This window comes from Microbacterium sp. RURRCA19A, from assembly GCF_900156455.1.
Taxonomy (GTDB): Bacteria; Actinomycetota; Actinomycetes; order Actinomycetales; family Microbacteriaceae; genus Microbacterium.
In genome coordinates this window covers 1,636,246-1,660,518 of the sequence record NZ_FTNQ01000001.1, presented here as the reverse complement: position 1 = coordinate 1,660,518, position 24,273 = coordinate 1,636,246, and the positions used below count along the sequence as shown (strand labels likewise).

General features: G+C 71.3%; 24 protein-coding genes. 10 read left to right on the top strand and 14 right to left on the bottom strand.

Going from position 1 to position 24,273, the window contains the following annotated elements:
* Positions 1 to 151: 151 nt before the first annotated feature.
* Together BW982_RS07975 and BW982_RS07970 are read right to left on the bottom strand one after the other, a co-directional pair.
* Positions 152 to 778, bottom strand: coding sequence for a hypothetical protein (locus BW982_RS07975; protein WP_076491669.1), 627 nt, complete (start codon positions 776 to 778; stop codon positions 152 to 154).
* A 37-nt stretch (positions 779 to 815) separates the two neighbouring features.
* On the bottom strand, positions 816 to 1,691 hold the full coding sequence (locus BW982_RS07970) for a serine hydrolase domain-containing protein (RefSeq protein ID WP_076491667.1): 876 nt from the start codon (positions 1,689 to 1,691) through the stop codon (positions 816 to 818).
* Positions 1,692 to 1,783: 92 nt separating this feature from the next.
* Here BW982_RS07970 and BW982_RS07965 point away from each other — a divergent pair, with 92 nt between their 5' ends.
* The 3 genes from BW982_RS07965 (at position 1,784) to BW982_RS07955 (ending at position 4,383) form a co-directional block, all read left to right on the top strand.
* Positions 1,784 to 2,560, top strand: coding sequence for a helix-turn-helix domain-containing protein (locus BW982_RS07965; protein WP_076491665.1), 777 nt, complete (start codon positions 1,784 to 1,786; stop codon positions 2,558 to 2,560).
* A gap of 3 nt (positions 2,561 to 2,563) precedes the next feature.
* Entirely contained in the window at positions 2,564 to 3,454 is an 891-nt protein-coding gene (locus BW982_RS07960; protein WP_217693666.1) for a Fic family protein, read from the top strand.
* Between the two features lie 89 nt (positions 3,455 to 3,543).
* Positions 3,544 to 4,383 carry a universal stress protein gene (locus BW982_RS07955; RefSeq protein WP_076491663.1) on the top strand — a complete coding sequence of 280 codons (840 nt, stop codon included), beginning with the start codon at positions 3,544 to 3,546 and terminating at the stop codon, positions 4,381 to 4,383.
* Between the two features lie 35 nt (positions 4,384 to 4,418).
* On the opposite strand, the gene BW982_RS07950 is transcribed toward BW982_RS07955, so the two are convergent.
* The 3 genes from BW982_RS07950 to BW982_RS07940 all read right to left on the bottom strand — a co-directional run bounded on the left by BW982_RS07950 (position 4,419) and on the right by BW982_RS07940 (position 7,622).
* Positions 4,419 to 5,249 (bottom strand): universal stress protein, encoded by an 831-nt coding sequence (locus tag BW982_RS07950; RefSeq protein ID WP_083696556.1) that lies wholly within the window; start codon positions 5,247 to 5,249, stop codon positions 4,419 to 4,421.
* A gap of 73 nt (positions 5,250 to 5,322) precedes the next feature.
* The gene (locus BW982_RS07945) at positions 5,323 to 5,958 is read right to left on the bottom strand and encodes a response regulator (RefSeq protein ID WP_076491659.1); all 636 of its coding nucleotides are present in this window, start codon (positions 5,956 to 5,958) and stop codon (positions 5,323 to 5,325) included.
* A complete protein-coding gene (locus BW982_RS07940) occupies positions 5,955 to 7,622 on the bottom strand; it encodes a sensor histidine kinase (protein ID WP_076491657.1) in 1,668 nt (555 codons plus the stop codon). Before BW982_RS07940 ends, BW982_RS07945 begins: the two co-directional genes overlap by 4 nt.
* Before the next feature lie 119 nt (positions 7,623 to 7,741).
* Between BW982_RS07940 and BW982_RS07935 the strand changes: the two genes are divergently transcribed.
* Entirely contained in the window at positions 7,742 to 8,278 is a 537-nt protein-coding gene (locus tag BW982_RS07935; RefSeq protein ID WP_076491655.1) for a pyridoxamine 5'-phosphate oxidase family protein, read from the top strand.
* 106 nt (positions 8,279 to 8,384) lie between these two features.
* On the opposite strand, the gene BW982_RS07930 is transcribed toward BW982_RS07935, so the two are convergent.
* The 3 genes from BW982_RS07930 to BW982_RS07920 all read right to left on the bottom strand — a co-directional run bounded on the left by BW982_RS07930 (position 8,385) and on the right by BW982_RS07920 (position 10,978).
* Positions 8,385 to 9,593 (bottom strand): RNA polymerase sigma factor, encoded by a 1,209-nt coding sequence (locus tag BW982_RS07930; protein WP_076491653.1) that lies wholly within the window; start codon positions 9,591 to 9,593, stop codon positions 8,385 to 8,387.
* 92 nt (positions 9,594 to 9,685) lie between these two features.
* Positions 9,686 to 10,042 carry a YciI family protein gene (locus BW982_RS07925; protein WP_076491651.1) on the bottom strand — a complete coding sequence of 119 codons (357 nt, stop codon included), beginning with the start codon at positions 10,040 to 10,042 and terminating at the stop codon, positions 9,686 to 9,688.
* Positions 10,043 to 10,141: 99 nt separating this feature from the next.
* Positions 10,142 to 10,978, bottom strand: coding sequence for a universal stress protein (locus BW982_RS07920; RefSeq protein ID WP_076491649.1), 837 nt, complete (start codon positions 10,976 to 10,978; stop codon positions 10,142 to 10,144).
* Positions 10,979 to 11,117: 139 nt separating this feature from the next.
* Here BW982_RS07920 and adhP point away from each other — a divergent pair, with 139 nt between their 5' ends.
* Positions 11,118 to 12,176: an alcohol dehydrogenase AdhP gene (gene adhP / locus BW982_RS07915; RefSeq protein WP_076491647.1), complete on the top strand. Its 1,059-nt coding sequence runs from the start codon at positions 11,118 to 11,120 to the stop codon at positions 12,174 to 12,176.
* A 58-nt stretch (positions 12,177 to 12,234) separates the two neighbouring features.
* Here adhP and BW982_RS07910 read toward each other — a convergent pair whose 3' ends face one another.
* Genes BW982_RS07910 through BW982_RS07885 form a run of 6 tightly spaced genes read right to left on the bottom strand, consistent with a single transcriptional unit; the run spans position 12,235 to position 19,281 of the window.
* Positions 12,235 to 13,092: an ABC transporter ATP-binding protein gene (locus BW982_RS07910; protein WP_076491644.1), complete on the bottom strand. Its 858-nt coding sequence runs from the start codon at positions 13,090 to 13,092 to the stop codon at positions 12,235 to 12,237.
* On the bottom strand, positions 13,085 to 14,767 hold the full coding sequence (locus BW982_RS07905) for a dipeptide/oligopeptide/nickel ABC transporter permease/ATP-binding protein (protein ID WP_076491642.1): 1,683 nt from the start codon (positions 14,765 to 14,767) through the stop codon (positions 13,085 to 13,087). Before BW982_RS07905 ends, BW982_RS07910 begins: the two co-directional genes overlap by 8 nt.
* Complete coding sequence (locus BW982_RS07900; protein WP_076491640.1) at positions 14,760 to 15,779, bottom strand: ABC transporter permease; 1,020 nt, start codon at positions 15,777 to 15,779, stop codon at positions 14,760 to 14,762. The genes BW982_RS07905 and BW982_RS07900 overlap by 8 nt, the downstream gene beginning before the upstream one ends.
* Positions 15,779 to 17,218, bottom strand: a complete 1,440-nt coding sequence (locus BW982_RS07895) for an amidase (RefSeq protein ID WP_076491638.1) — start codon at positions 17,216 to 17,218, stop codon at positions 15,779 to 15,781. The genes BW982_RS07900 and BW982_RS07895 overlap by 1 nt, the downstream gene beginning before the upstream one ends.
* A gap of 48 nt (positions 17,219 to 17,266) precedes the next feature.
* Entirely contained in the window at positions 17,267 to 18,823 is a 1,557-nt protein-coding gene (locus tag BW982_RS07890) for an ABC transporter substrate-binding protein (RefSeq protein ID WP_076491636.1), read from the bottom strand.
* A gap of 32 nt (positions 18,824 to 18,855) precedes the next feature.
* Positions 18,856 to 19,281 carry a DUF3237 family protein gene (locus tag BW982_RS07885; RefSeq protein ID WP_175611057.1) on the bottom strand — a complete coding sequence of 142 codons (426 nt, stop codon included), beginning with the start codon at positions 19,279 to 19,281 and terminating at the stop codon, positions 18,856 to 18,858.
* A 182-nt stretch (positions 19,282 to 19,463) separates the two neighbouring features.
* Between BW982_RS07885 and BW982_RS07880 the strand changes: the two genes are divergently transcribed.
* From BW982_RS07880 to BW982_RS07860, 5 genes are all read left to right on the top strand, one after another.
* Complete coding sequence (locus BW982_RS07880; protein WP_076491632.1) at positions 19,464 to 20,234, top strand: SDR family NAD(P)-dependent oxidoreductase; 771 nt, start codon at positions 19,464 to 19,466, stop codon at positions 20,232 to 20,234.
* A gap of 165 nt (positions 20,235 to 20,399) precedes the next feature.
* Entirely contained in the window at positions 20,400 to 21,071 is a 672-nt protein-coding gene (locus tag BW982_RS07875) for a TetR/AcrR family transcriptional regulator (RefSeq protein ID WP_175611056.1), read from the top strand.
* A 266-nt stretch (positions 21,072 to 21,337) separates the two neighbouring features.
* Entirely contained in the window at positions 21,338 to 22,717 is a 1,380-nt protein-coding gene (locus BW982_RS07870; RefSeq protein WP_076491628.1) for an HNH endonuclease signature motif containing protein, read from the top strand.
* Positions 22,718 to 22,843: 126 nt separating this feature from the next.
* Complete coding sequence (locus tag BW982_RS07865) at positions 22,844 to 23,422, top strand: hypothetical protein (RefSeq protein WP_139327354.1); 579 nt, start codon at positions 22,844 to 22,846, stop codon at positions 23,420 to 23,422.
* Between the two features lie 149 nt (positions 23,423 to 23,571).
* Positions 23,572 to 24,261, top strand: a complete 690-nt coding sequence (locus BW982_RS07860) for a phosphatase PAP2 family protein (RefSeq protein ID WP_076491624.1) — start codon at positions 23,572 to 23,574, stop codon at positions 24,259 to 24,261.
* The last annotated feature ends 12 nt before the right edge of the window (positions 24,262 to 24,273 follow it).

The following is a 24,273-nucleotide window of genomic DNA, read 5'->3' as shown; positions in this document are numbered from 1 at the left end:
CCGGACGGATCGACTACAGCCGCATCCGACGGCGCTAAGGCAGCGCTAACAGCAGCCCACGCGTCGTGGTTCCAACGCTGTCTCAGCGTGCCCGCCACTTTCACCAGATCAGCCCCGCTTTCGAGCGGGGCTGATCTGCGTTTGTGAGACGTCACTGTTCCGCGCGAGAGTCGGCTGCTGCGTCGCCCGCTCTGGCGCGGGCGAGCGACTGCCGGTACTGGCGTCGAAAAGACCCGCGAATGCCGAGCGTCCCCTGTCGCTTCCGAGGACCACTGCGTCCGCCGAGCCAGCGGCTGCGGGGGAAGGCGATGTACCCCCATGAGGCGGCCGTGCGCAGCACGACGACCCCCCACCAGACCAGCAGGAATCCCAAGAGCACCGGCGCTGCGAAGGTGAACACGGGGGCGTTGACGACGTCGGAGCCGAGGATCGCGGTCGGCTGGTAGGCGGCCCGTGTTCTGCCGGTGCCATCGGTCCACCCGTTCAGATAGACGTGGTCCCAGACGATCGTTCGGTCGTCGCTGGCCCAGGTGCCGAAGGGGCGGCAGCCGCGGCGCGCGCTCGCCTCGCAGCCTGTCTGCGTGAATGTGCCCCAGACCCGGGGCTGTGCGACGTCGATCAGGGTGACGATCAGGAGAATCACGAGGGCGACCGTCAACGCCACCGCCACAATGGCGAACACGGTCCGCCCGAAGAGGGCGAACCGCGCACCCCATCGCTCGCGCCGCGCGATCCAGCGGTCGTACTCCGCGTGCGGAGACTCCGCCGGACTGCCCACAGGCCGACTCTAGTCGGGCAGGGACGCGCGCCCGGGCTCAGCCCTGCAGCGCCGCCGCCGCGATCTCCACGAGCCGGTGCGGTCGCTCCTCTTCGTGCGCCGTGATCGTGACCGCGGCGTCCCGGTCGTTCGCGATGTAGGCGTACTGGCCGTACAGCCCGTCGAGGCGCCACCCGTCGCCGGGGCCGGCCCAGGTCGCGAGACCGTAGCGCGAGAAGTCGCCGTCACCGCCGGTGTCGACGACGCCGGTGCGCATGGCATCCACCCATTCGGCGCTCACGATCCGTTCCCCCCGCCAGAGGCCCCGGTCGCGCAGGACGCGGGCGATCCGCGACAGCTCTTCGGTGCGCAGTTCGAGACCGCTGCCGGCGACGATCCACCCGTTCGGGCAGCGGTGCCACTGTGGGTTGTCGATGCCGAGCGGATCGAAGAGCCGGGGGAGCAGCCAGTCGCGCACGTCGCCGACGGCCGCGCCGAGCAGACGCATCGCCACATAGGTGCTGGCATCCGAGTACTGGAAGACCTCGCCGGGGCCCCGCGTGGGGCGACGCAGCATCTCCTGTGCGAGGTCGGGCCAGGGCGCGGGCTCGCGCCCGAACCACGCGAAGTCGATCCCGCTGGTCATCGTCAGGAGGTGGCGCAGCGTGACCGACTCGACGCCCGTGCCGAGCTGCATGTCCGGGAGCATCTCGCCGACGCGCGTGTCGAGCGTCAGGATCCCCTCGTCGACGGCGATACCGGCGGCCAGGGCGCTGACCCCCTTCGACACCGAGTAGATGTTCACTCGGTCGTCGCTGCGCCACCGGCGCTCTGCGACGTCGTTTCCGAGGGCGACGTGGACGCCGTAGGCGCCGAGGGACTCTCCGTCGATCGGCGTCACGATGCGCTCGAGCACGGTTGATGCGGATACCACGGGGAGACCTTCCTTCGGGAGTGGAGCGCGACGGCCGAGCGGCAACCGACACATCATTGTTCCACGCGAAACATCATTGTTACCATTGAAACATGGATGTTTCATCGCTCATCGAGAAGCTCGGGAGCACGCCGTCAGCCACCGCTCGTGCCACCGGACTCTCCCGCATGACCGTGCGCCGGGTGCGCGATGGGGTGTCCTCGCCGACGATGGAGACATTGCGCGAACTCGCACTCGCTGCCGGATATGACATCGATCTACGGCTCGTTCCCGCGAGCGATCCGGCGGCCGCCGTGGCCGCGCGGGTCGTGATCGATCCAGCCACCCCGGGCCTCGAGGATCTTGTCGCGACGAAGACAGCGTCGGCGGAGGAAGGTCGGCGGATCGAGGAATGGATTGCTCGGCTCGAGCGTCACGCCGGCTCCGACCACAGGCGGCTGCTGGAACTCGCTGGCCGATACGCGGCCCCACAGCATCGGAAGGGCGCGCGGTTCTTCGCGCCGAAGCCGGGGCTCACGCAGGAGCAGACGATCGAGGTTGCTCACAGCGCACTGCGTCCGTCGACCGGCGCGCTCTCCGGCGTCGCCGCGGCTCTCGTCTATCTCGGTCACGCCCCGGATCCCGGCCCGGTGGTCGCATGGTCGACGGATGCCGATGCGGTTGCGGAGCGCTTGTCCGCGACGATGCGCGAGGCCGACGCGTATCAACCGGCCGGCATCCTGGTCGCGCCCACGATGCGGGCGTATTTCCTCGACATGATGATGCCGCCGATCTGGGAGCAGTACATCGTTTCGCCGATCCAGGCGGCGATCGATCTGTCTGGTCTGGGATACGAACATCTCGCTGATGAGATCACGGAGGGGTGGTGAACGGTGGCTGAGGCGAACGAAGAGCAGCAGTCGGCGAAGAAATGGGGGAGGACCTCCGCGGACTTCGCCCGGCGCGCAGAGGAGAACCGAGCTCGACGTCGGGCGCGACCCGCCGTCCGTGATCCCTTCGCGGACGACGCGGCCCGGGAGCAACGCACGGGCCGGATCGTGTGGCGCCCGGATGCGATCGACTTCGAACTCATCGCACCCTCCGATGTCGAGAGGTCGCTCTTCCGCCTGGAGAAGTCGCTGCCCGACCTCGTGTGGAATGCCGCGGCGCTGGAAGGCAACACCTTCACGCTGCCGCAGGTGCAGACCCTTCTGGACGGTGTGACCGTCGGCGGAAAGCGGCTGGAGGAGGCCGAGCAGATCCTCGCCCTGAGCGAAGCCATGGACCTCATGCTCACGGCGGTGCGCGACGGGAGCTTCTCCCTGCGCAAGGAGATGAGCGACCGCATACACGGTGTCGTCGCGAGGCACGAAGCGATCGAGTCGGGCACCTTCCGGGGAGAGGGCAGTGTCGGCGGTGGGGGTTCCGTGAGACTCTCCGACGGCGGGTCCGTCGACGGGGACCCCGCGGGTGAGAACGGCGAACGACTGCAGCAGGACTACACGAACCTTCTCGCCGCGATCGGCGCGCTCCGTGATGCGCGAGCGCGCTCGCTCGTCTACTTCGCGTCCGCAACGCGGTCGCAGTTCTACTTCGACGGAAACAAGCGCACCGCCAGGATCATGATGACCGGCGCGCTGATCCAGTCGGGATTCGAGCCGATCAACATTCCCTTCGCGCGACGAGAGGAGTTCAACGTCGCGCTGGATGAGCTGTTCCGCACGGACGACGGCACGAAGCTGATCTCCTTCCTCACGACCTGCACCATGGTGGATCGGGGCTGAGAGCGCTACGGGGTCCCGTGCCCCCGCGGGACCTTCGACCCTCGCCCCGCGCGGCGCGGCGCCTACCGTGCGGAGCGAGGGAGGGCGCCATGGAGAAGATCGTCGTCGGGGTCGATGACAGCGACGCGGCACGATCCGCGCTCGCGTGGGTCGCCGATCGGTGTTCACGTCACGCGGCCGACGTGGACGTGGTGCACGTCGTGGCATCGGCCGACGCGCACACGACGCCGCAGCGGGATCCACTCGGGAACGCCGAGCGGGTGCTGCGGGCCGCCGCCCCCGGCCAGGACGCGACGTATCACCGCGCGAAGGGCGGCGTCGCGGACACGCTCCGCGACGTATCGGCGCACGCGGACCTGCTCGTCATCGGGGTCGATCCCGAGCATCCCGTCCGTGCCGCCGTCGGCGGGTGGCTGCCCGTCCGGGTGATCGCGCGGACCGAGCCGCCGGTGTGCGTGGTGCCCGCGGGCTGGGTGCCGCGTCCCGGGACGATCACCGTCGGTCTCGAGGACGATGTGTCCTCGGCCGAGGCCGTGACGTTCGCGGCCCGCGAGGCGGAGACGACCTGCGGCCGGCTCCGGATCGTCCACGCCTGGCGCCTGCCCGAACCGTCGGTCGACGGCGCCGCGGCGCTGCTCGTGCAACCGGAACGCATCCTCGTGGAGCACCGCGAGCTGCTCGACGCCACCGTCCGGTCCGTGCGCCGGCGCTTCCCGGCGCTGCACATCGAGGCGGATCTGGTGCGCTCCGACCCGGCGGCGGCCCTTCTGCAGCAGGCCCCGCACTCGGCGATGATCGTGGTCGGCACGCATCGGGAAGGGGTCCTGTCGGGGCCGTTCGTCGGCTCGGTCGATCGGGATCTGCTGTGGCACGCCGGATGCCCGATCGCGGTGGTGCCCGCGTCGAGCTTTCCGGCGAAGGGCGCCTGAGCCGCACCGCTCCTTCCGGGGAGCGGCGTCCGGGCTCAGACGCCCCGCGTCGAGGCGGGTACGACCGCGATCGGTCGCTCCAGACTTCCGACGAGATCCTGTCCGACCGAGCCGAGCAGGGCTCCGGCGACGAGACCGCGGCCGTGCGACCCGATCACGACCAGGCTCGACCGGGCGGCCGCGCGCGTGAGCGCGGAGGTGGGGTTGTCCCGCACCAGCTCCGGCCGCACCTCCAGGTCGGGGAAGTCGGCGCGGACGCGCGCGACGGCGGCATCCAGGATCCGGGCGTGCTCTGCGGCGACCCGGTGCGGGCTCGGCTGCACAGCGGTCGTCCCTTGCACGTGCGATCCGCCCATGAGCCACGAGTGCACGACACGCAGCGGCACTTCGGCCGAGGAGGCCGCCGCCGCCGCGAAATGCACGGCCTCCTGCGAGGAGTCGTCATCGTCCAGCCCGACCACGACCGGATCGTCGCCGGCCGTCCACCCCTCGGGGACGAGCACGGTCGGCGCACCGGATCGGAGCGCCGCGCGCAGCGGCATCCCTCCCCCGAGAACGGACCGCCTCCGCGATCCCGGCCGGATCCCGAGCACGAGCAGCCCGGCGCCGCGGGCGGAGTCGGTCAGGGTCGCGGGCATCACCCCGTCGAGTCGGACGACGTCGACCGGTGAATCCGGAGCCAAGGAGTGCCAGCGGTGGACGGCGGCATCCAGGATCCGATCCGCTTCGACGCGGTCGGAGAGGAACATGTTCGTCACGAGGACGACGGCGAGCTCGACCCGCTCGCCGCGCGCGCGTTCCGCGGCCCATTCCAGCGCCACCTCGGACGCGGGGCTGCCATCGAACCCCAGCACCATTCGTTCCATGGCGTGACTCCCTCCGGACGCCCCGAGCGTAGGCGCGGGGCGCGGGCGCGGGGAGGGCCGAAGGTCCCGCGCCTCAGAGGTCGGGGTGCCCGAGTCGGAGGACGGCCGCCTGCGTGCGCGACTCCACCCCCAGTTTCAGCAGCAGCGACGACACGTAGTTCTTCACCGTCTTCTCCGCCAGGCCCAGACGTTCGCCGATCTGACGATTGGTGAGTCCGTCGGCGATGAGCGCGAGCACCTGTCGCTCGCGCATCCCGAGGGACCCCCAGCGCGGGTCGTCGTCACGGGATCCGTCTCGCATGCTCGCCGCGGCCCGGGCCGCCGCCGCGCCGTTGAGCAGCGTGCGGCCGGTGCTGACGGCGCGGATGTCTTCGAGCAGCCGCATCGCGGCGATGTTCTTCAGCAGGTACCCCGACGCCCCCGCGAGCACGGCGGCGTAGGTCGCGGCGTCGTCGTCGTAGGCCGTGAGGATGAGGCACGCGACCTGCGGCATCGACGATCGGATCTGCCGGCAGAGGTCGATGCCGCTGCCGTCGGGGAGGCGCACGTCGAGCACCGCCACATCCGGCCGGGCCGCTTCGATGCGGGCGAGCGCCTGGCGCACGGTGCCCGCTTCGCCGACGACCTCGAGTCCGGGCGTCCCGTCGATCAGGTCGGACAGACCGCGCCGGACGATCTCGTGATCGTCGACGAGGAAGACGCGTGTCATCGGGTCGATCTCCGTTCCTCGGCGTCCTCGAGCGGAACGCGCCACTCGGCGCGCGTGCCGTCCGGGCCGGTGTCGAGGGTCAGCGACCCCCTGCGAGCGGCGGCACGCTGCGTGAGGTTGGCCAGGCCGCTGCGTCGTTCGTCGCGGATCCCCGTGCCGTCGTCGGTGACGACGACGGACACGTCCCGCCCCGTGATCCCGACGTCCAGGGCGATGGTGTCGGCACCGGCGTGGCGCACGCTGTTGGTGAGCAGCTCCCGCGCCACGCCCACGACATCGTCCGCCAGAGCGCCGCGGATCGTGTGATCGACCGCACCGGCGAACCGCAGCGCGGGCGGGCGGCGCAGCGCTCCCGACACCTCCGCGACCACGTCGATGAGGCGATGGCGGAGGGACGTCCCGTCGCGGCTCGACAGGGCGAACACGACGGTGCGGATCTGGGTGATCGCGTCGTCGAGCTGACGGATCACCTCGTCCACACGGTTCCGTTCGCGCGTGCCGTCGACCGTCGCCGCCATCGACTGGAGCGTGAGGCCCGCCCCGAAGATCTGCTGGATGACGTGGTCGTGCAGGTCCCGCGCGATACGCGCCCGTTCGTCGGTGAGCATCGCCCGCTGCTGAGCTCCGCGCGCGCGGGACAGTTCCGCCGCGATGCTCGCCTGCGCGCCGAGGCTGCCGAGCACCTCGAGTTCGACGGCGGTGAACCCGCGCTCGCCAGGGGCCCGTGCGATGCACAGCACGCCGCGGGTCCGGTGCCGCGTGCGCAGGGGGACGGCGATGGCGGGACCGGTCTCGTGGTCGACCCGGAGCAACGCCGGATCGGGGTGCTCCCCTGCGGCGACGGTGGCGACCCGGGCGCCGTCGTCCTCGATCGCCGCGCCCGCGATGCTCCCCTCCTCGTCGACGGTCACGCCCAGGACGTCCTCCTCCCGAGGACCTCGCGCGGCCGCGACGCGGAGCGTCATCGTCCCCTCGACCGGGACGAGCACCGTCACGAGACTCCCGTCGACCAGGTCGGCGACGCGTCCCGCCAGCAGGTCGTAGACGTTGTCCGGCGGGGTGGAGAGGATCGCCGCGGACAGTTCCGCCGTCGCCGTCATCCACGTCGCGCGCGCCCGGGCCTCGTCGAACAGCCGCGCGTTCTGGATCGCGAAACCCGCGGTGGATGCCAGGGCGCGGACGAGTTCCTCGTCTTCCGACGAGAACGCGCCCCGCCGTGCGTTCGTCAGGTACAGGTTGCCGTACACCTCACCGCGCACGCGGATCGGTGCCCCGAGGAACGATTCCATGCGCGGGTGATGGGCGGGGAAGCCCGCCGCCCGCGGATCGCCCCCGAGATGGTCGAGGCGGATCGGCGCGGGGTGCGCGATGACGGCTCCGAGGACACCGCGTCCGCGGGGGAGGTGCCCGATGGCATCCGCCTGCTCGGACGAGAGGCCGACGTGGATGAACTGATCCAGGGAAGAACGGTCGGCGGCGATGATGCCGAGAGCCCCGTATTCGGCATCCACCAGTTCGACGGCCGCCTCGACGACTCGGCGCAGGACGACGGGCAGCTCGATCTCGCCGACCACCGTCTCGATGGCGCGGAGAAGCCCGCGCAGGCGGTCCGACGTGGACGACTGCGGCTCCACGGCGACCCTGCCGTCGTCCTCGCTCGGCATCCGGTACCCCTCTCCCCACCTCAAACCTATGACCGGTGCCGGTATCTGACCAGATCGGAGGGACCTTCGACCCGCGCACACGGACCGGCGCGCGCTGGACTGTGAGAGGGAGGTCCACCATGACCCATGATCAGAACCCCGCCGCGCCCGTCGTCGACCTCGGCACCGCGGAGTGTTGGCGGTTGCTCGAGTCCGAACGCCTCGGTCGGCTGGCGCTCGTCGACGCCTCCGGCGAGCCGAGGATCTATCCCGTGAACTTCTCCGCCAGCGACGGGGTGATTCACCTCCGGAGCGCCGACGACGCCAAACTGCGTTCCCTGCGTTCCCGGCCGGCCGTCGCATTCGAGATCGACGGAGAGGAGGCCGGCGATCGATGGAGCGTCGTCGTCCTCGGACACGCGTTCCGGGTGGACAGGGATGCCGAGATCCGCCGCGCCCGTGCGACCGGGCTGCGGTCGATGAGCCCGGAGCCCAAACCGTACGTCGTCCGCATCCTGCCGCGCAGCGTCACGGGACGTCGATTCGCCGAGCGTCCGCGAGACGAGGAGGACGACCCGGTGCGGCCGCGGATCTTCCGGCCGCCCGAGGACACCCTCCCCGCGGCGGCGCGACCGCCGCACCCGATCGCGGGCATCAGACCGCGAGGGGACGCGTGAGGTTCGCCGGTACCGTCCGGCGACGAGGCGGGGCTTCGGGACGCCTCGTCGCCGTGACCCTCACCGGACGACGGCCCGGGGACCGCGACCCGGCGTGAACGGTGCCCTAGACGCCCGGCGGATCGGCGCTCTCGACCTCGGACAGTCGATGCTCCAGGAAGGCGCGCTCCGCGGCATTGGCTGTCAGCTCCCGCGCGCGCCGGTAGGACCGGGCTGCCCCGGCGGCGTCGCCCAGACGCTGCAGCAGGTGGGCGTGGGTGGCGTGGAGATAGGGGTAGTCGCTGAGCCGGGGATCGGTCGCCAGCGCGTCGACGAGAGTCAGGGCAGCGGCCGGTCCGTCGGCGAACGCCACGGCCGCGGCCCGATTGAGCGCGACCACGGGGGTGTTCCACATCGTCAGCAGAAGGTCGTACAGGTGCACGATGCGCGGCCAGTCGGTCTGCTCCTCGGACGGGGCGACCGCGTGGACGCCGGCGATCGCCGCCTGAAGGGTGAAGCGCCCCGGCGGGCCGGACGCCAGTGCCCCGGCCGTCGCCGTGAGCCCCTCGAGGATGGCGCGCTGGTTCCACCGTGTCCGGTCCTGATCTGCGAGTAGCAGGAGCCGACCCTGCTCGTCGGTGCGGGTGGCTCGGCGGGCGTCCGTGAGAAGCAGCAGGCCGAGGAGACCGCGGGTCTCGGCCTGCTCGGGCAGCAGCGCGGCCAATGTGCGGGCGAGGTGAAGCGCCCGGTCGCACAAGTCCTCCCGGACGAGCGCGTCCCCCTCGCCGGCGGTGTGGCCTGTGCTGAAGAGCAGATGGACGGCGGTGAGAACGCTGTCCAGTCGCTCGGGCAGCTCGGCCCGGTCCGGCACCCGGTAGGGGATGCGTGCTTCGGAGATCTTCTTCTTGGCACGGGTGATCCGCGCGGCCATCGTCGACTCGGACACGAGGAAGGCGCGTGCGACATCGGGAGTGGGAACACCGCAGACCAGGCGGAGCGTGAGGGCGACTCGCGCCTCGGGTGCGAGGGCGGGGTGGCAACACGTGAACACCAGCCGGAGTCGGTCATCCGGCACGGCGTCACCCCCCTCCCCGCCGACGGGATCGTGCGGGTCAACGCCCGCGGGCTCCACGAGAAGCGGGAGTTTGCGTCGGAGGGTGACTTCCCGGCGCAGACGGTCGAGCGCCTGATTCCGCGCGGCCGTCGTCAGCCAGGCGCCCGGCCGTTTCGGGATGCCGTTTCGAGTCCAGGCCTGCAGTGCGCTGACGTAGGCCTCCTGCGCGCACTCCTCCGCGAGATCCAGGTCGCCGGTCACGCGCACCGTGGCGGACAGCACGAAGGCCCACTCGGAGCGGTGGGCCTCCGCCAGCGCGGCAACGACCGCGTCCGCCTGCCCGGCGGACGCGGTCGACTCGTCGCGAGGAGCGATCAGAACGGGTTCGTCGTGGGGTCGACGACGGGCCGCACCTCGACGCCGCCACCGGGGGCGGGGCAGAGCTTTCCGATCTCGACGGCGTGGTCGAGGTCGCGCGCCTCGACGACGTAGAAGCCGCCGAAGGCCTCTTTGGTCTCGACGAAGGGACCGTCGGTCACCGTGCCGCCGTTCTTGATCGTGGTGGCCGTCGTGATGGACGCGAGTGCCGCGCCGCCCTCGATGGACGCGCCGAGCTCGAAGACCCGCTTCGTGAATGCGTCGTGCGCGTCGATGACCGCGCTCCACGCCTCGGGCGACATCGTCGCGTAGAAGTTCGGGTCTTCGTAGATGAGGATCGCGTATTTGGCCATGGGATGCCTCCTGCATTGGGCCGCGGGCCGGCCAGTCCGGCTCCGTCATCCTGACGACGAACAGCCTGCCGCCGGATCGACAATCCGACCAGTTTTTTCCTACCGGACGACGGCGGTGACCGTGGGCAGATGCGACAGCACCGCCTGGCTGGTCGAGCCGACGAGGAACCGGGCCACCGGCCCGCGTCCGTGGCTGCCCACGACGAGGAGCCGAGCCGATCGCGCCGTGCGCAACAGCACGCCCGTGGGGTATCCGGATTCGATGACGGTGGAGACGGCGAGGTCGGGGTAGTCCTGCCGGAGCCCGGCGAGCGAGATCGCCAGCTCCTCCGCCGTGAGGGACTGCATCCGATCGAGATAGTCCTGCGGGTACTCGTCCAGCTCGAAGGGCACGGGCACCGGCGACCACGTCATGACGGCGGTGAGATGTTCGCCCGTGCGGTCCGCCTCAGCCGCGGCGAAGGCGACGGCCTTCTCCGAGGCATCCGAACCGTCGACCCCCACCACGACGCCGGCGCCACCGCCGTCGACGGTCTCGGGGACCACGACGACGGGGCAGTGGGCCCCCGCGGCGATCCGCACCCCGCGAACTCCGCGTAGGCGCGAGCCGTCCCGCGCGAAGTCGCTGCCCAGCACCAGGAGGTCGGCGCGCTCCGACACGTCGATCAGCCGCGCCACCGGGTCTCCGCGCTCGATCAGGGTCTGCGCATCCACTCCGGCCTCTCGGGCCCGGTCGGCGCTGCTCTCGAGCAGGGCGGTGGCCCGGACGACCGCCCGTTCGACGAGTGTCTCCTCGCCCCCGACGCCCCACGCCGAGCCCACGACGGACACCAGCAGCAATCGTTCCCGCCGCGCGCCAGCGCGGTCGATCGCCCATTCGAGGGCGCTCCGCGCCCCCGCGGCATCCGTGACTCCGACCGCGATGATCCCGTTCATGATCGCTCCTCCGTTCGCGCCGTGGATCGGCTCGTTTCGATCGTCCCTCCGGCCGGGCGAACTTCGCGGGACCTTCGACCCGCCGCCCCAGGGCCCTTCGGCGAAGACTCGAGTCAGACACAGAATCCAAGGAGAGATCATGCGTGCAGCAGTCGTCGACCGGTTCGGTTCGCTCGCGGAGGTCGAGGAGCGGGCCATCCCCCACCCCGGACCCGGGCAGGTGCTCGTCCGTCTCGAGACGTGCGGGCTGTGCCACACCGACATCCACGCGATGAACGGCGACTGGCCGGTGAAGCCGCCCCTGCCGCTCGTGCCCGGGCACGAGGGCGTCGGCATCATCGAGGAACTGGGCGAGGGCGTGACCACGCGCACGGTCGGCCAGCGCGTCGCGATGCCGTGGCTCGGCCACGCCTGCGGCGAGTGCCGCTACTGCGTCGATGGGCGGGAGAACCTCTGCGAGCAGCAGTACAACAACGGCTACGGCGTCGACGGCGCGTACGCCGAGTACATGCTCGCCGATGCCCGGTTCGCCGTGCCGGTGCCCGACGGGGTCACTCCGCTCGATGCCGCACCGCTCACCTGCGCCGGGGTCACCACCTACGCGGCGGTGAAGAACGCCCGCGTCACGCCGGGGGAGACCGTCGCGATCTTCGGCGTCGGCGGCCTCGGTCACCTCGCCGTGCAGTACGCCCGCCTCGTGGGCGCGAAGGTCATCGCGGTCGACGTGACGGACGAGAAGCTGCGACTGGCGACCGAGCTCGGCGCCGATCTCGTCGTCAATGCCCGCGAGACCGACCCGGTCGAGGCGATCCGGCAGCACGGCGGGGCCGACGCCGCGATCGTCCTGGCGGTCGCGCCCACGGTGTTCCGTCAGGCGTTCGACTCGCTGAACCGCGGCGGCCGGCTCGTGCTGGTGTCGCTGCCCGCGGACGGCGAGCTGACGATCCCCGTGTTCGACACGGTGCTCAAGGGCATCAGCGTCATCGGCTCGATCGTGGGCACGCGCCAGGACCTCGTCGAGGTGTTCGCGCTCCACGCCCTCGGTCGCACGCGGGTCATCACCGAGACCCGCGACCTGGCGGACGTGAACCGCTCGGTCGCGGAGGTGCTCGCGGGTGCGGTTCCGGCGCGGCTGGTCTTCGCGTACCACACGGCCGACCTGGTGCCCGTGACCGAGGCGGTGGAGACCGTCTCGTAGAGCGGTGCCGTCGGACGCCGGCCCGACCGCGGTGCGCGGCGGACCGGCGTCCGGTCGTTCACCCGCCCGTCGCGAACCAGCGTCTCCGCACCGGTGTCGTCACCGTGCGCACCGCGGCCGTCGTGACGGGCGCCGAGACGTCGAATGCCGCGCCCCCGGGAACCGACTCCAGCAGCCGCCGCGTGTAGGGCTCGCGCGGGTCGGCGAAGACGTCGGCGATCGCCCCCTGTTCCACGATGCGGCCGTGCAGCAGCACCACCACGTCGTCGCAGAGGTGTTCGACGACCGCGAGGTTGTGCGAGATGAACAGCATGGTGAGGTCGCGCTCGCGCTGCAGGCGATCGAGGAGGCGCAGGATCTCCGCCTGCGTGGAGACGTCCAGCGCCGAGGTGATCTCGTCGGCCACGATCACGTCGGGATCGACCACGAGGGCCCGGGCGATCGCGATGCGTTGACGCTGTCCACCGGAGAACTCGTGAGGGTAGCGGTCCACGGCATCCTCTCCGAGGGCGACGGACGCCAGGGCCTCGACGATCCGCGACCGGTGTCGGCGGAGGCGCGCGCCCACGGGATCGATCGCCTCGGCGAGGGTCTGTCCGATCGTGCGGCGCGGGTCGAGGGACGAGAACGGATCCTGCGGGATGTACTGCACGCGCCGCCGCACCGCGGCGATCGTCGCCCGCGGCGCCGAGGCGAGCTCGGTTCCGTCGAACAGGATCGACCCCGCGGCGATGCGGTGCAGCCCCACGATCGTCTTGGCCAACGTCGACTTGCCCGACCCGGACTCCCCGACGATCCCCACCGTTCGTCCGCGGTCGACCCCCAGACTCACGTCGTTCAGGACGCGGGTGCTCAGGATGCCGTGTCCCAGATCGACCGACAGATCGCTGATGCGCAGGAGAGGGGTGTCAGACACGGTCGTGCTCCTCGACGGGACGGGGGACGGTGGTCAGGGTCGGGGTCGCCGCCAGCAGAGCCCGCGTGTACGGGTGCTGCACGTCGCGACGACGGAGTTGGTCGGCGGTGAGACGCTCGACGATCTCCCCGGTGCGCATCACCATGACCCGGTCGCACAGCGCCTCGACCACGCCGATGTCGTGCGAGATGAACAGCACCGCGGTGCCGTGGTCGCGGTTCAGACGCTTCAGCTGCCGCAGCACATCGGCCTGGACGGTGACGTCCAAGGCCGTGGTCGGCTCATCGGCGATGAGCAGACGCGGGTCGGTCACGAGCGAGCTGGCGATCCCGGCGCGCTGCAGCATGCCACCGGACAGCTGGAACGGGTGCTGCCCCATCACCCGCTCCGGCTCGCGGATGCGCATCTCCCCGAGGCCCTCGCCGAGGCGCTCCCGGGCGGCGCGCCGCGAGAGACCGAGGTGGACGCGCGCCACCTCGGTGAGCTGCGCGCCCATCCGCAGCGCGGGATTGAACGTGGAACCGGGGTCCTGGTAGACCAGCCCGATCTCGCGCGCGAGGCGCGAACGGTGCCCCGGCGCGAGCAGGTCGAGATCGTCGAGGCGGAGCACCTCGGCATCCATCGAGACCCCGTCCGCCTGGAGCCGGGCGAGCGACATCGCCGTCATGGACTTGCCCGAGCCGGACTCGCCGACCAGCCCGAGGATCTCGCCCGGGGCGATCTCGAACGAGATTCCGTCGACGAGCGTCTTCCCGCTCGGGGCGCGGACCGTGAGTCCCCGCACCTCCACGAGCGCGTCGGGATGCGCGCTCGCACCGGCCGTGCGGCGGCGGGCGACGAGGGCGCGGACGCCGCGCGCGCTGCGCGGATCGAGCCACACGGCCAGGCCGTCACCCGTGAGCATCGCGGCGACGCCGGCGAAGACGAGCATCACGGACGGACCCACGACCTGCAGCGGCTGGGAGTACACCGCGGGCAGCCCCTCGTTCAGCAGGCGCCCCCAGTCGAACTCGGGGCTCTGCACGCCCAGACCCACGAACGACAGGCTCGAGATGTCCAGCAGCGTCAGGGCGAAGCTCGACGCGATCAGCACCAGCAGGGGCCCCGAGATGTTGGGCAGCAGGTGCCGTGAGAACAGGCGGAAGCGCGGGACCCCGAGCAGCCGGGCCGTCCCGACGTAGTCGCGGGTGGCCACGGCGCCGGTCATGTTCGAGGTGATCCGGGCGAAGCTCGGCACGCCGGCGATCGCGATCGCGACGATCGCGGGCAGCGTGCCTGCGCCGAGGATGGCCGCGATCACCAGCGCGAGGATCAGCGAGGGGAAGGCGACGGTGGAATCGATGATGCGCAGGACGGCCTCGCGGAGCACGCGCGGCCCGACCCAGACCAACCCGCCGATGAGTACGCCGAGCACCACCGAGCCGGCGGTCGCCGCGGCGGCCATGAGGAGCGTGAGACGGGTGGCGACGAGGGTGCGCGCAAGCACGTCCCTGCCCAGATCGTCGGTGCCGAGCCAGTGCGCGGGGGAGGGTGCCATCCGGGTGTCCGGGGTGACGGTGGTGGCGGCGGAGCCCCACACCAGCGGGGCGACCACGGCGATGACCACGAGGATGCCGAGCATGACCACGCCGGCGACGAGGGATGCCGGGAGGTGACGGGAGCGGCGTTCAGACATGCGTCGGACCTCCGAGGGTGCGGGGGTCGATGAACCCCAGCACGACGTCGATGAGCAGGTTGATGAGGATCGCGAGCGCGCCCACGGTGAGGACGATGCCCTGGATCACCGGGAAATCGCGGAAGATGATCGCCTGCACGACCTCGAGTCCCAGACCCGGGAGACTGAACACGGTCTCGATGACGATCGCGCCGCCGAGCAGGCTGGCCAGGATCAGGCCCGTCAGCGTCAGCGTGCTGGCCATGAGGTTCGGCAGCGCGTGCCGGATGTACAGGCGCGCAGCGGAGAGGCGCCGCCCGCGCGCGGTGCGCATGTAGTCCTGATGCAGAACCGCGTACGTCTCCTGCACGACGACGCGGGCGACCGCGAACGTCGGACCGACGGCCAGGGCGAGGATCGGCAGCACGTAGGCGGACTGCGTCGACGCTCCGCCGGCGGGGAGCACCTTCAACCAGATCGCGAAGACGACGACGAGGAGCGTGCCCGCCACGTACGCCGGGACCGAGGCGAAGAACCCCGCGACGGCGCCGAAGCCCACGGCCAGCCAGGGGCGTCGACCGCTGCGGGTGAGCACACCCACGGTCATCCCGATCGGGATGGCGACGAGGATCACCACGACGATCGCGCCGAACGCCGTCGTCGCGGTGTACGGGAGCTTCGTGGCGATCGTGTCGGTGACGGGGGTGTTGTAGCGGAAGCTCTCCCCCAGGTCGAACGTGAACAGCCCGCGCAGGTAGTCGAGGAACTGCACCGGCAGCGGATCGTTGAGGTGGAGGCGCTCGCGCAGGGCCGCGACCGCATCGGCCGACGCGTTCGGCCCGAGGATCGCCACGGCGGGATCGCCGGGGATGAGGGGCACGATGAGGAAGGTCAGCAGGACGAGGAGCCCGAGCGAGAGCACGAGCCCGCCCAGGCGGCGGAGGGCGAAAGCTCCCCAGCCGGTGCCCCCGCCCCGCCGGCGGACCGGCGGGGCGGGGGCCTCCGCGATGACCGCGAGGTCGACACCGGACATCAGTCCCCCGTGTTCCCCGTGAGCGCGGCGCCGAGAGCGAGCGGGGCCTGACGGTGCTGCCAGTCGAACACGGGCTCCAGCTCGGCCCCCACGCGCAGGAGCGTCGCCTCGTCGTACGGTGCGCCGACCAACTGCGCACCCAGCGGCATCCCGTTCGCGCCGGTGTGGACGGGCAGCGAGATCGCGGGGAGCCCGGCGATGTTGCAGAAGGCGGTGAACGAGATCGTCGAGAACTCCGTCAGACGCTCACCGGCGGGGTCATTGTTCGCCTCGTCGTAGACCGAGCCGACCCGGGGCGTGGGGACGGCGGTGGTGGGAGTCAGCAGCACGTCGAAGTCGCGTCCCCACTGCGCGTTGACCTGACGCGTCTCCCACTGGAGGAGCGCGGCGATCTCGGCGTACTCGCCCGCGTGGAACGACGCCGCGCGGTCGTACCGGTAGCGGATGTAGGGCTCGAGCTTGTCGGCATCCTCGATGGGGGAGGCCCACGTCGACGCGCTGATGATGAGATCGGCGAAGCCGCGGGTGGCGCGCTCGCTGAACAGGAACGGCGACACCGGCGTCACGTGGTGGCCGAGCGCCTCGAGCGCCCGCGCCGCCACCAGAGCCGCTTCGCGGTTCTCCGGGTGCACGGCGACGCCGGTCGGCGCCTCCAGGAGCAGGCCGACGCGCAGCCGTGGGCCGGCGATACGGATCTCCTCGAGATAGGGGCGGGCGGGAGCGGGGGCGGAGTACCAGCCGAGCGGATCGAGCCGGGCGAGGGTGTCGAGGACTCCCGCCGCATCTTCGATCGTGCGGGTGATCGCGCCCTCCGTCGTGGAGTGCTCCCACGCGCGGATGTCGTTCGGGATGCGTCCGCGACTGGGCTTCAGGCCGACGAGACCCGTCGCCGCGGAGGGCACGCGGATCGAGCCGCCGCCGTCGGAGGCGTTGGCGATGGGGGAGATGTCGGCCGCCACCGCGGCGGACGCCCCGCCCGACGAGCCGCCGGAGGTGTAGTCGAGGTTCCAGGGGTTGCGCGTCTTGCCGTGCCGGGCGTTCTCGGTTGCGGTCAGGGCGCCGAACTCCGGGCTGTTGGAGCGCCCGAACAGGACGAATCCCGCGTCCTCGATGAGGTCGACGGTGATCTCGTTGGCCTCGGCGGGACGTTCCTCCACCGACATGGACGAGTAGGTGAGTGGTTGATCGCGCACGCCGACGAGGTCTTTGATCGGCATCGGCACGCCCTCGAAGGCGCGCGCCTCACCACGGCGGATGCGCTCGTCGGACTCGCGCGCGCGGCGCAGGACGTCGTCCCGGTCGATCCAGACGATCGCGTTGACCGCGGGGTTCACCTCGTCGAGGCGGTCGAGGTAGTGCTGGGCGGTCTCGACGGCGGAGACCTCGCCCGTGCGCAGCTTCTGCGCGAGCTCGGTGGCGGAGATGGAGGAGGAGATCATGAGGGTTCCCTTCGAGGCGCCGGGCACGGGGCCCGGCGCCTCCGGTGGTCACTGGGCGATACGGAAGATGGGGTCGTCGAGGGCTCCGCCGAGCATCTGCACGGTGAAGCCGGGGCGGGAGGCGTAGATGAACGCGTCGTTGAGCAGCGGCAGGGTGTCGGAGCGATCGACCAGCGCCTGCACGGCGGCGTCGAGCCGGCCGCACCGCGCTTTCTCGTCGGGCTCGGCGTTGGCCGCGGCGAGGGCCGCGGCGGCGGCGTCGTTGGCGACGGCGCCGTAGTTGGTGCCGCCCTCGTCGATCGTCGGGCCCGTGAAGTTCAGCAGCGGGCTGGCCAGCGAGCCGAGGAAGTTCAGGTCGGCGAACACGGTCACGTCCCAGTCGCCGGGCTTGGCCACGACGGTCGTGATCCAGCTGCCGACGTCGGTGTTCGTCAGGTCGACCGTCGCCCCGGCGGCGCGCAGTGCTTCGGCGATGTACTCGTTGCCGGCTCCCGCGGGCCCGACGATGGTCGGCGCGACCAGCCGGATCGTCTTTCCGGACAGCGCCGACGTCGCGGCGGCGACGTCCTGCGACGGGATGTCGATCTCCGAGTCGGCGACGCAGCCGACGTCGGGGGCGCCGAGACTCGTGAGCACGTCGCCGGTGTCCTGCGAGGTCACATTGCCGAACATCGCGCGGTCGATGGCCTGGACGACGCCCTTGCGCGTCGCCTGGTCGGTGAAGGGGCTGCCTTCGCGCTCGTTGAAGAGGAGGTAGCTGTCCGAGAAGTGATTCACGCTGACGGTGTAGCCCGACTGGCCCTGGAAGCGGTCGCGCGTCGTGGCCTGGATCTTGCCGATGTCGAGCTGTCCGCCGAGGATGAGGTTCGCCGTGGCGGTCGAGTCCGGCGACACCGTGTACTCGAGGTTCTTCGCGGGGGCGCCGGCGACCTCCGTCTTCCAGGACGGCCACGCCGCGTAGTCGTCGCGCAGGGTGAAGTCGTACTTCACCCCGGGCTCGGCGGACTTCAGCACGTACGGCCCGGACTCGCTGCCCTTGGCGGTGCCGGCGGCGAGGGCCGCCGGGTCGGCGAGACCGGCGGGGCAGATGATGCCGCTGCTGGCCACCGACATGGCATCCACCATGTACGGCCACGGGTGGGCGATGTCGATCGTCACGGTGCCGGCGGCGTCGTCGGCGGTGATGGTGGGGGTGTTGCCGGGGCCGAACGTGTAGACGACCTGGGTCGACCCGCTGCCGGGGCGGGCGAAGTAGTCGAGCGAGTTCTTCACCACGGTGGCGGTGATCTTGGTGCCGTCGGAGCAGGTGGCATCCGGGCGAAGGGTGAAGCTCGCCTGCGTGGGGGTCGATGTCCACGCGGTGGCGAGGCCCGCGACCAGTCCGCCGGCGTCGCGTCGGACGAGCGTGTCGTACGCGGTCCGCGCCAGCAGGAAGTCGGGGAGCGAGGTGGCCAAGGTGGGGTCGAACGTCGCCGGGATGTCGATGGTGGTGCGGATCGTGTCGGTGGACGACGACGCCGTGGACGACGTGGTCGTGCACCCGGCCGTCGCGATCGCGACGGTCAGGGCGAGGGATGCGGCGATGACGCCGTGTCTCTTTCTCATGCTGTGCCTCTCGGGTGGGTGGGGTGCGGGTGTCAGTCGAGGACCTCGTAGACGTCGATGGCGGTGCTGTCGGCGTGGGCGTGGGCGCGGCCGACGAACATCGATCGCGTCAGCCACTGCAGCGCGGGCGCGACCGTGCGGAAGCGCGGGGTGGTGAGGAAGTACTCCGCGCGGTCGCCCTCGGGCGGGCGGACGACGCCGACGTTGACGACGTCGATGACGTCGCCGTCCGCGGTGCGGATGAGGTAGCGCGCCTCGACGTCGTAGCTTCCGTCTGCGCGCACGAGGCACCAGTCGCCGCCGCCGGGGATGATCTCGCCCTCGATGTCGCCGGACACGGGTCCGCCGGTGATCGGGATGAACTCGAGGACGTCGTCACCTCGTCGTTCGACGGGGATCCCGGGATCGACCCGGGCGGTGATGGTGAAGCAGGGGCGGAGCGATGGAGCGGGATTCATCAGTTCCTCCATGACGGATGTGCCGCGCCTCGTTGCGCGTTGCCCCGAGTATCCCCATAGTGGATGTTGTAGTCAACAGCATTCACTAACTCGTAACATCCGTCGTCGCTGATCGAAATTTCCCGGGAAGGACCGGGCTCGGGGCCGGGCAGGATGAGAACGACCGAGAAGGAGACCGCAGCATGACCGAGCGCACCGACGACATCGCCATCGTCACCGGAGCAGGCAGCGCCGAGGGGATCGGCCTGGCCTCCGCCCTGCTCCTCGGCCGGGCCGGGATGCGCGTGGTCGTCGCCTCGACCACCGACCGCATCCACGAGCGCGTCGCGGAACTGCGCGCCGAGGGGGTGGACGCCCACGGGGTCGCCGCCGACCTCACTCGGGCGGAGGGAGTGGATGCCGTCGTCGCCGCGGCGCTCGACGCCTTCGGCGTGCCGACCGTGCTCGTGAACAACGCCGGAATGACCTCGACGTCGAACCCGGACGAGCCGGCATCCATCGACGAGATCTCGATGGATCAGTGGGCCTCCTCGATCGACCGGAACCTCACCACCGCGCTCCGCATGACGCGGGCCGTCCTCCCGGGGATGCGTGAGGTCGGCTACGGACGGGTGGTGAATGTGGCCTCCCTCTCCGGCCCCGTCATGGCGTACGCGGGTGACGTCGCCTACCACGCGGCGAAAGCCGGGATGCTCGGTCTCACGCGCGCCGCAGCCGTCGATGTGGCGGCGGCCGGCATCACCGTCAACGCCGTCGCGCCGGGGTGGATCGCCACATCGTCGTCGAGCGACCACGAGCGGGCGATGGGCCGCGCGACGCCCGTGGGCCGCCCGGGGACGCCGCACGAGGTGGCCGCGGTCATCGCCTTCCTGGCGTCGCCCGCAGCGTCCTACATGACGGGCCAGCTGCTCGTGGTCGACGGCGCGAACTCCATCAACGAGGAGCGCGGATGAGCTCCGGCGAAGGGCGGATGCCATGAGTGCGTCCCGTTTCGGGGGTGCCACGTCGCGCCCGCTCGGCTCTCGTGGCCGCCGTCGACCGGATAGCCTGGGCTCCTCGCCACGCCGGGCAACCGGTCCGCGGGGCGCGCACACCGGATGTCAGATCGGGGGGTCGTCATGACCGAGGAGATCCGAACCCGGCGCAAGCGGGGTTCCATCACCCGCGCCGAGATCGTCGACGCCGCTCTGCGGCTCATGGACGGCGAGGGCGAGTCCGCCCTCACCTTCTCGCGGCTCGGCGCCGAACTGAAGTCGTCGCCGACCGCGGTGTACCGGCACTTCACCAGTCGTGACGAGCTGCTCGCCGCGCTCGCCGATCACCTCGACGGCATCTCGCTCGCGGGCTACGAGCCCACCGATGACTGGCGCGCCGATCTCACCGACCTGGCCTGGCGTGCGTGGCGCACCGCGGAAGCGCACCCGGCCGCGGCGGCGCTCACCCTGCTCACGGTCGCCAACAGCATCAACGAACTGCGTGCGGTGGAATGGATCCTCCGCGCGATGGACCGTGCCGGACTCCGCGGGCGCGCGGCCGTCGTGCAGTACCAGGTGTACGCGCAGACCGTCCTCGGGGCGGCGTCGGCCTACGGCGCACGGCTGATCAGCGCCGGCAGCCGGGAAGTCGCGGACGGCTGGATCCAGGTCTACGCGCCGACCGACCCGTCGCAGTATCCGCACGCCGAGGCCGCCAAGGCGGATCTGGCGATGATGAACTACCGCGAGGTGTTCGCCATGCAGCTGGAGATGTACCTGTCCGCTCTCGAGTTGACCGTGGCCCGGACCGTCTGAGTCCACGCCGGCGCGTCGGGGCGTTCCGCCCGGGGTGACGAGTCGCCCCTCCCAGGGGCCGGTCGGAGAACTCCATCGAGCGCTGCCGCGCGACGCGGAGAATTCACCCTCGCCGGGTTCCGTCGACGAAAGCCCAGGTCGGCGGCCGGTCGTCGCGGCCGGTGACGGGCTCGACCCCTCCTCCCCAGTGCTCCCGGGGCAGGGTCCGTCCCCATGTGGCGCCTCGGGGCCGCTCTGATGTCGGACCCCCTCGCTAGCATGCATACATGACCTTGGAACCACCTCTCGCACCGGCCGATGACGGGGCTGCCGCCCTGTCGGCGGTGCTGGCGGAGGTGCGTGGAGTGGATGCCGAGGTCGCCTCCGCCGAGGCCCGGCGGGTGCGGGCGCTGGCCCGGGCGGGGCACCTCGCCCTCGACGCGACCGCGGGGCTGCGGGCGGCGGAGCTGGCGCTGCGGGAGGTCGCATCCGAGATCGCGGCCGCCGAGTGCGTGTCCGATCGCGCCGTGCAGGGGCAGATCGGTCAGGCGATGACCCTCACCGACGATTTCCCCGTGACCCTCGACGCGTGGGAAGCAGGGGCGCTCACGCGCGCGCACGTGCGGGTGATCGTGGATGCCGGGGCCCCGCTGCCGCAGGATCGTCGGGCGGAGTTCGATGTCCTCGCCGTCGCCACCGCCGACGGGCTGAGTCCCGGGCGGTTGAAGACGCGCCTCGCCGCGCTGGCCGAATCCCTGCAGCCCACCACCCTCACCGAACGCCACCGACGCGGCCGGGAGACCCGGTGCGTCCGCGTCGTTCCCGGGGTCGACGGGATGTCCGACCTGATCGCGACACTGCCGACGGTGCTGGCGGTGGGGATCTACGACCGGCTCGTGCAGCAGAGCGCGGCGATCATCGACGCGCGCCGGGAGGCGCCGGGAGATGACCGGGAGGAAACCGCACCCGACACGCAAACCCCAGACTCGCGCACGGCCGACCAGGTCCGCGCCGACATCCTCGCCGACCTCCTCCTGACCGCCGCGCCGGATGCCGACCCCACCCGCGGCGACGACGGCCCCGGCACACTCGGTGCGATCCGCGCGCGCGTGCAGGTCGTCGTCCCCGCGCTGACGATGCTCCGCCCCGGCGACGAGAACTCCGATCCCGCCGCCCTCGTCGGCCACGGCCCCATCGACGCCGACACAGCCCGCAACCTCGCCGAAGCCACCCCGCTCCCGTGGGACCGCGTCATCACCCACCCCGTCACCGGCGCGGTGCTGCACACGGATACCTACCACCGCACCGCCGCGATCGACCGCCACCTGCGCGCCCGCGACCGCCACTGCCGGTGGCCCGGCTGCGTCGCTCCGGCCGTCCGCTGCGAGGTCGACCACACCCACGACCACGCCCTCGGCGGCCCCACCAACGTCACCAACCTCGCCCACCTCTGCCAGAGACACCACACCCAGAAGCAGTTCACCCGCTGGAAGGTGAGACAGGTTCCGGGCGGGGTGCTCGAATGGACCTCCCCCACCGGACGCGTCTACACCGACGAACCACAGCCCTACGCACCCGCAGTGAGATTCCTGCCCGGCGAACCCGCCCCCACGCCGTCACCACCGTCCCGGCCCGGCGATCATGACCCCGGACCTGCACCGTTCTGAGACGTGCCGCTTCCGGCCCGGCCGTTGTCGGTCGACTCCGCGGGGAGTCAATCAGAAATGTCCCGATTCTCGCTAGCGTGGAGCCGGTGTCGCGGCCTGTGCGCCGTGCCGAGAGAAGGGCAGCTCGTGGACTCAGAAGCTCTGTCAGCACCGGCGGGAGTCGCCGCCTTTCTCGGCGTCAGCGACCGACTCGACCACCACGAGCGCAAACGTCTTCTCGCGGGCCGCGTCATCGCCGCCCTCCTCGACGCCGAGCCTCGACAGGTCAGGGTCATCCGCGAGGCTCCCGCGCAGTTCGGCTACCACCCCCGCCTGCTCGCGACGGTGCGGGGCGAAGAGGTGCCCCTGTCCATCCACACGTGCAGTCGGGGCCCGGCGACCGTCGTCGCGGTCGCCGACATCGTCATCCCCCTCGGCGTCGACGTGCGCGCCGCGCATCCGACGCCGGCGGAACTCGACGAGATGCGCCGGCACTCGCACCTCTTCCCGGATGCCGATGCGGCGCAGCTGCTCGCCCACTGGACCCGCGTCACCGCCGTCCGCCATGCCGACGGACGCGGATCCCGGGTACAGCCCGAGCGCGTCCGCCTCGATGAGGATCTCTCGCGCGGATGGGTGCCGGACCGCTCTGTCCATTACTCATTGGCAGACCTCTCGCGCGACTCCTGGACCGTGACGCTGGCCTACGGAACCGGGCCGCGATGAACGACGCGATGTGGGCCCGCTCTTCCCGCTCTTCGCGCCGATCATCGGGTGGATCGGGGTGTTCTTCACCGGATCGGTGGTGAACGACCGCCTCGTCGCTCTCGCGCAAGCTCTCGCTCCGTCCCGGCCGCTCTTGCGAAGATCGCGGGATGGATGCCACTGCCGACCACCCCTCGGCCGACGCCGACCCGATCTCGCCGGCCGCCCCCGATGCGCGCCGTGCGCGTGCGCTGATCGTCGGTGTCGTCGCCACGGTGCTGTTCGTCGCACTGCGACTCTTCGTCGCCCTGGCGAACTCGGCGCCGCTGCCGGTCGATGCGGCGTGGGATGACCTGATGTCGGCCATCGCCTCACCCGTCGGTGTCCTCGTCGCGTGGGTGCCGGCGATCGTCGGCGGCACGATCGGCATGATCCTGATCGGGGTCGCGACCACGGTGGTGTTCCTCGTGCTCCGACGACCGTGGGATGCGCTCAACGTCGGCGGAGCCATCGCCCTGGTCGTCGCGATCGGCGCACCGATGGCCGCGGTGATCGCCCGCGCGCGCCCCACCGACTCCCTGGCGGAGACGGTCGCGACGTCGTTCCCGTCGGGCCACACGGCGGTGGCCACCACCATCGTCGTGACCCTCGGTCTCATCCTGCGACGGCGATGGGTGTGGGCGGCCGGTGCGATCTGGGTCGTGCTGATGATGTGGAGCCGGACGTACCTGCACGCCCACTGGTTGTCGGACGTCACGGCGGGCCTGCTCGAGGGGATCGCGGTGGCGACACTCGTGTGGGCGGCCGTCGAAACAGGACGAGAGCGACGAGCGCAACGGGCTGCCGTCCCGGCGCCGTGAGCGCTACGGTGC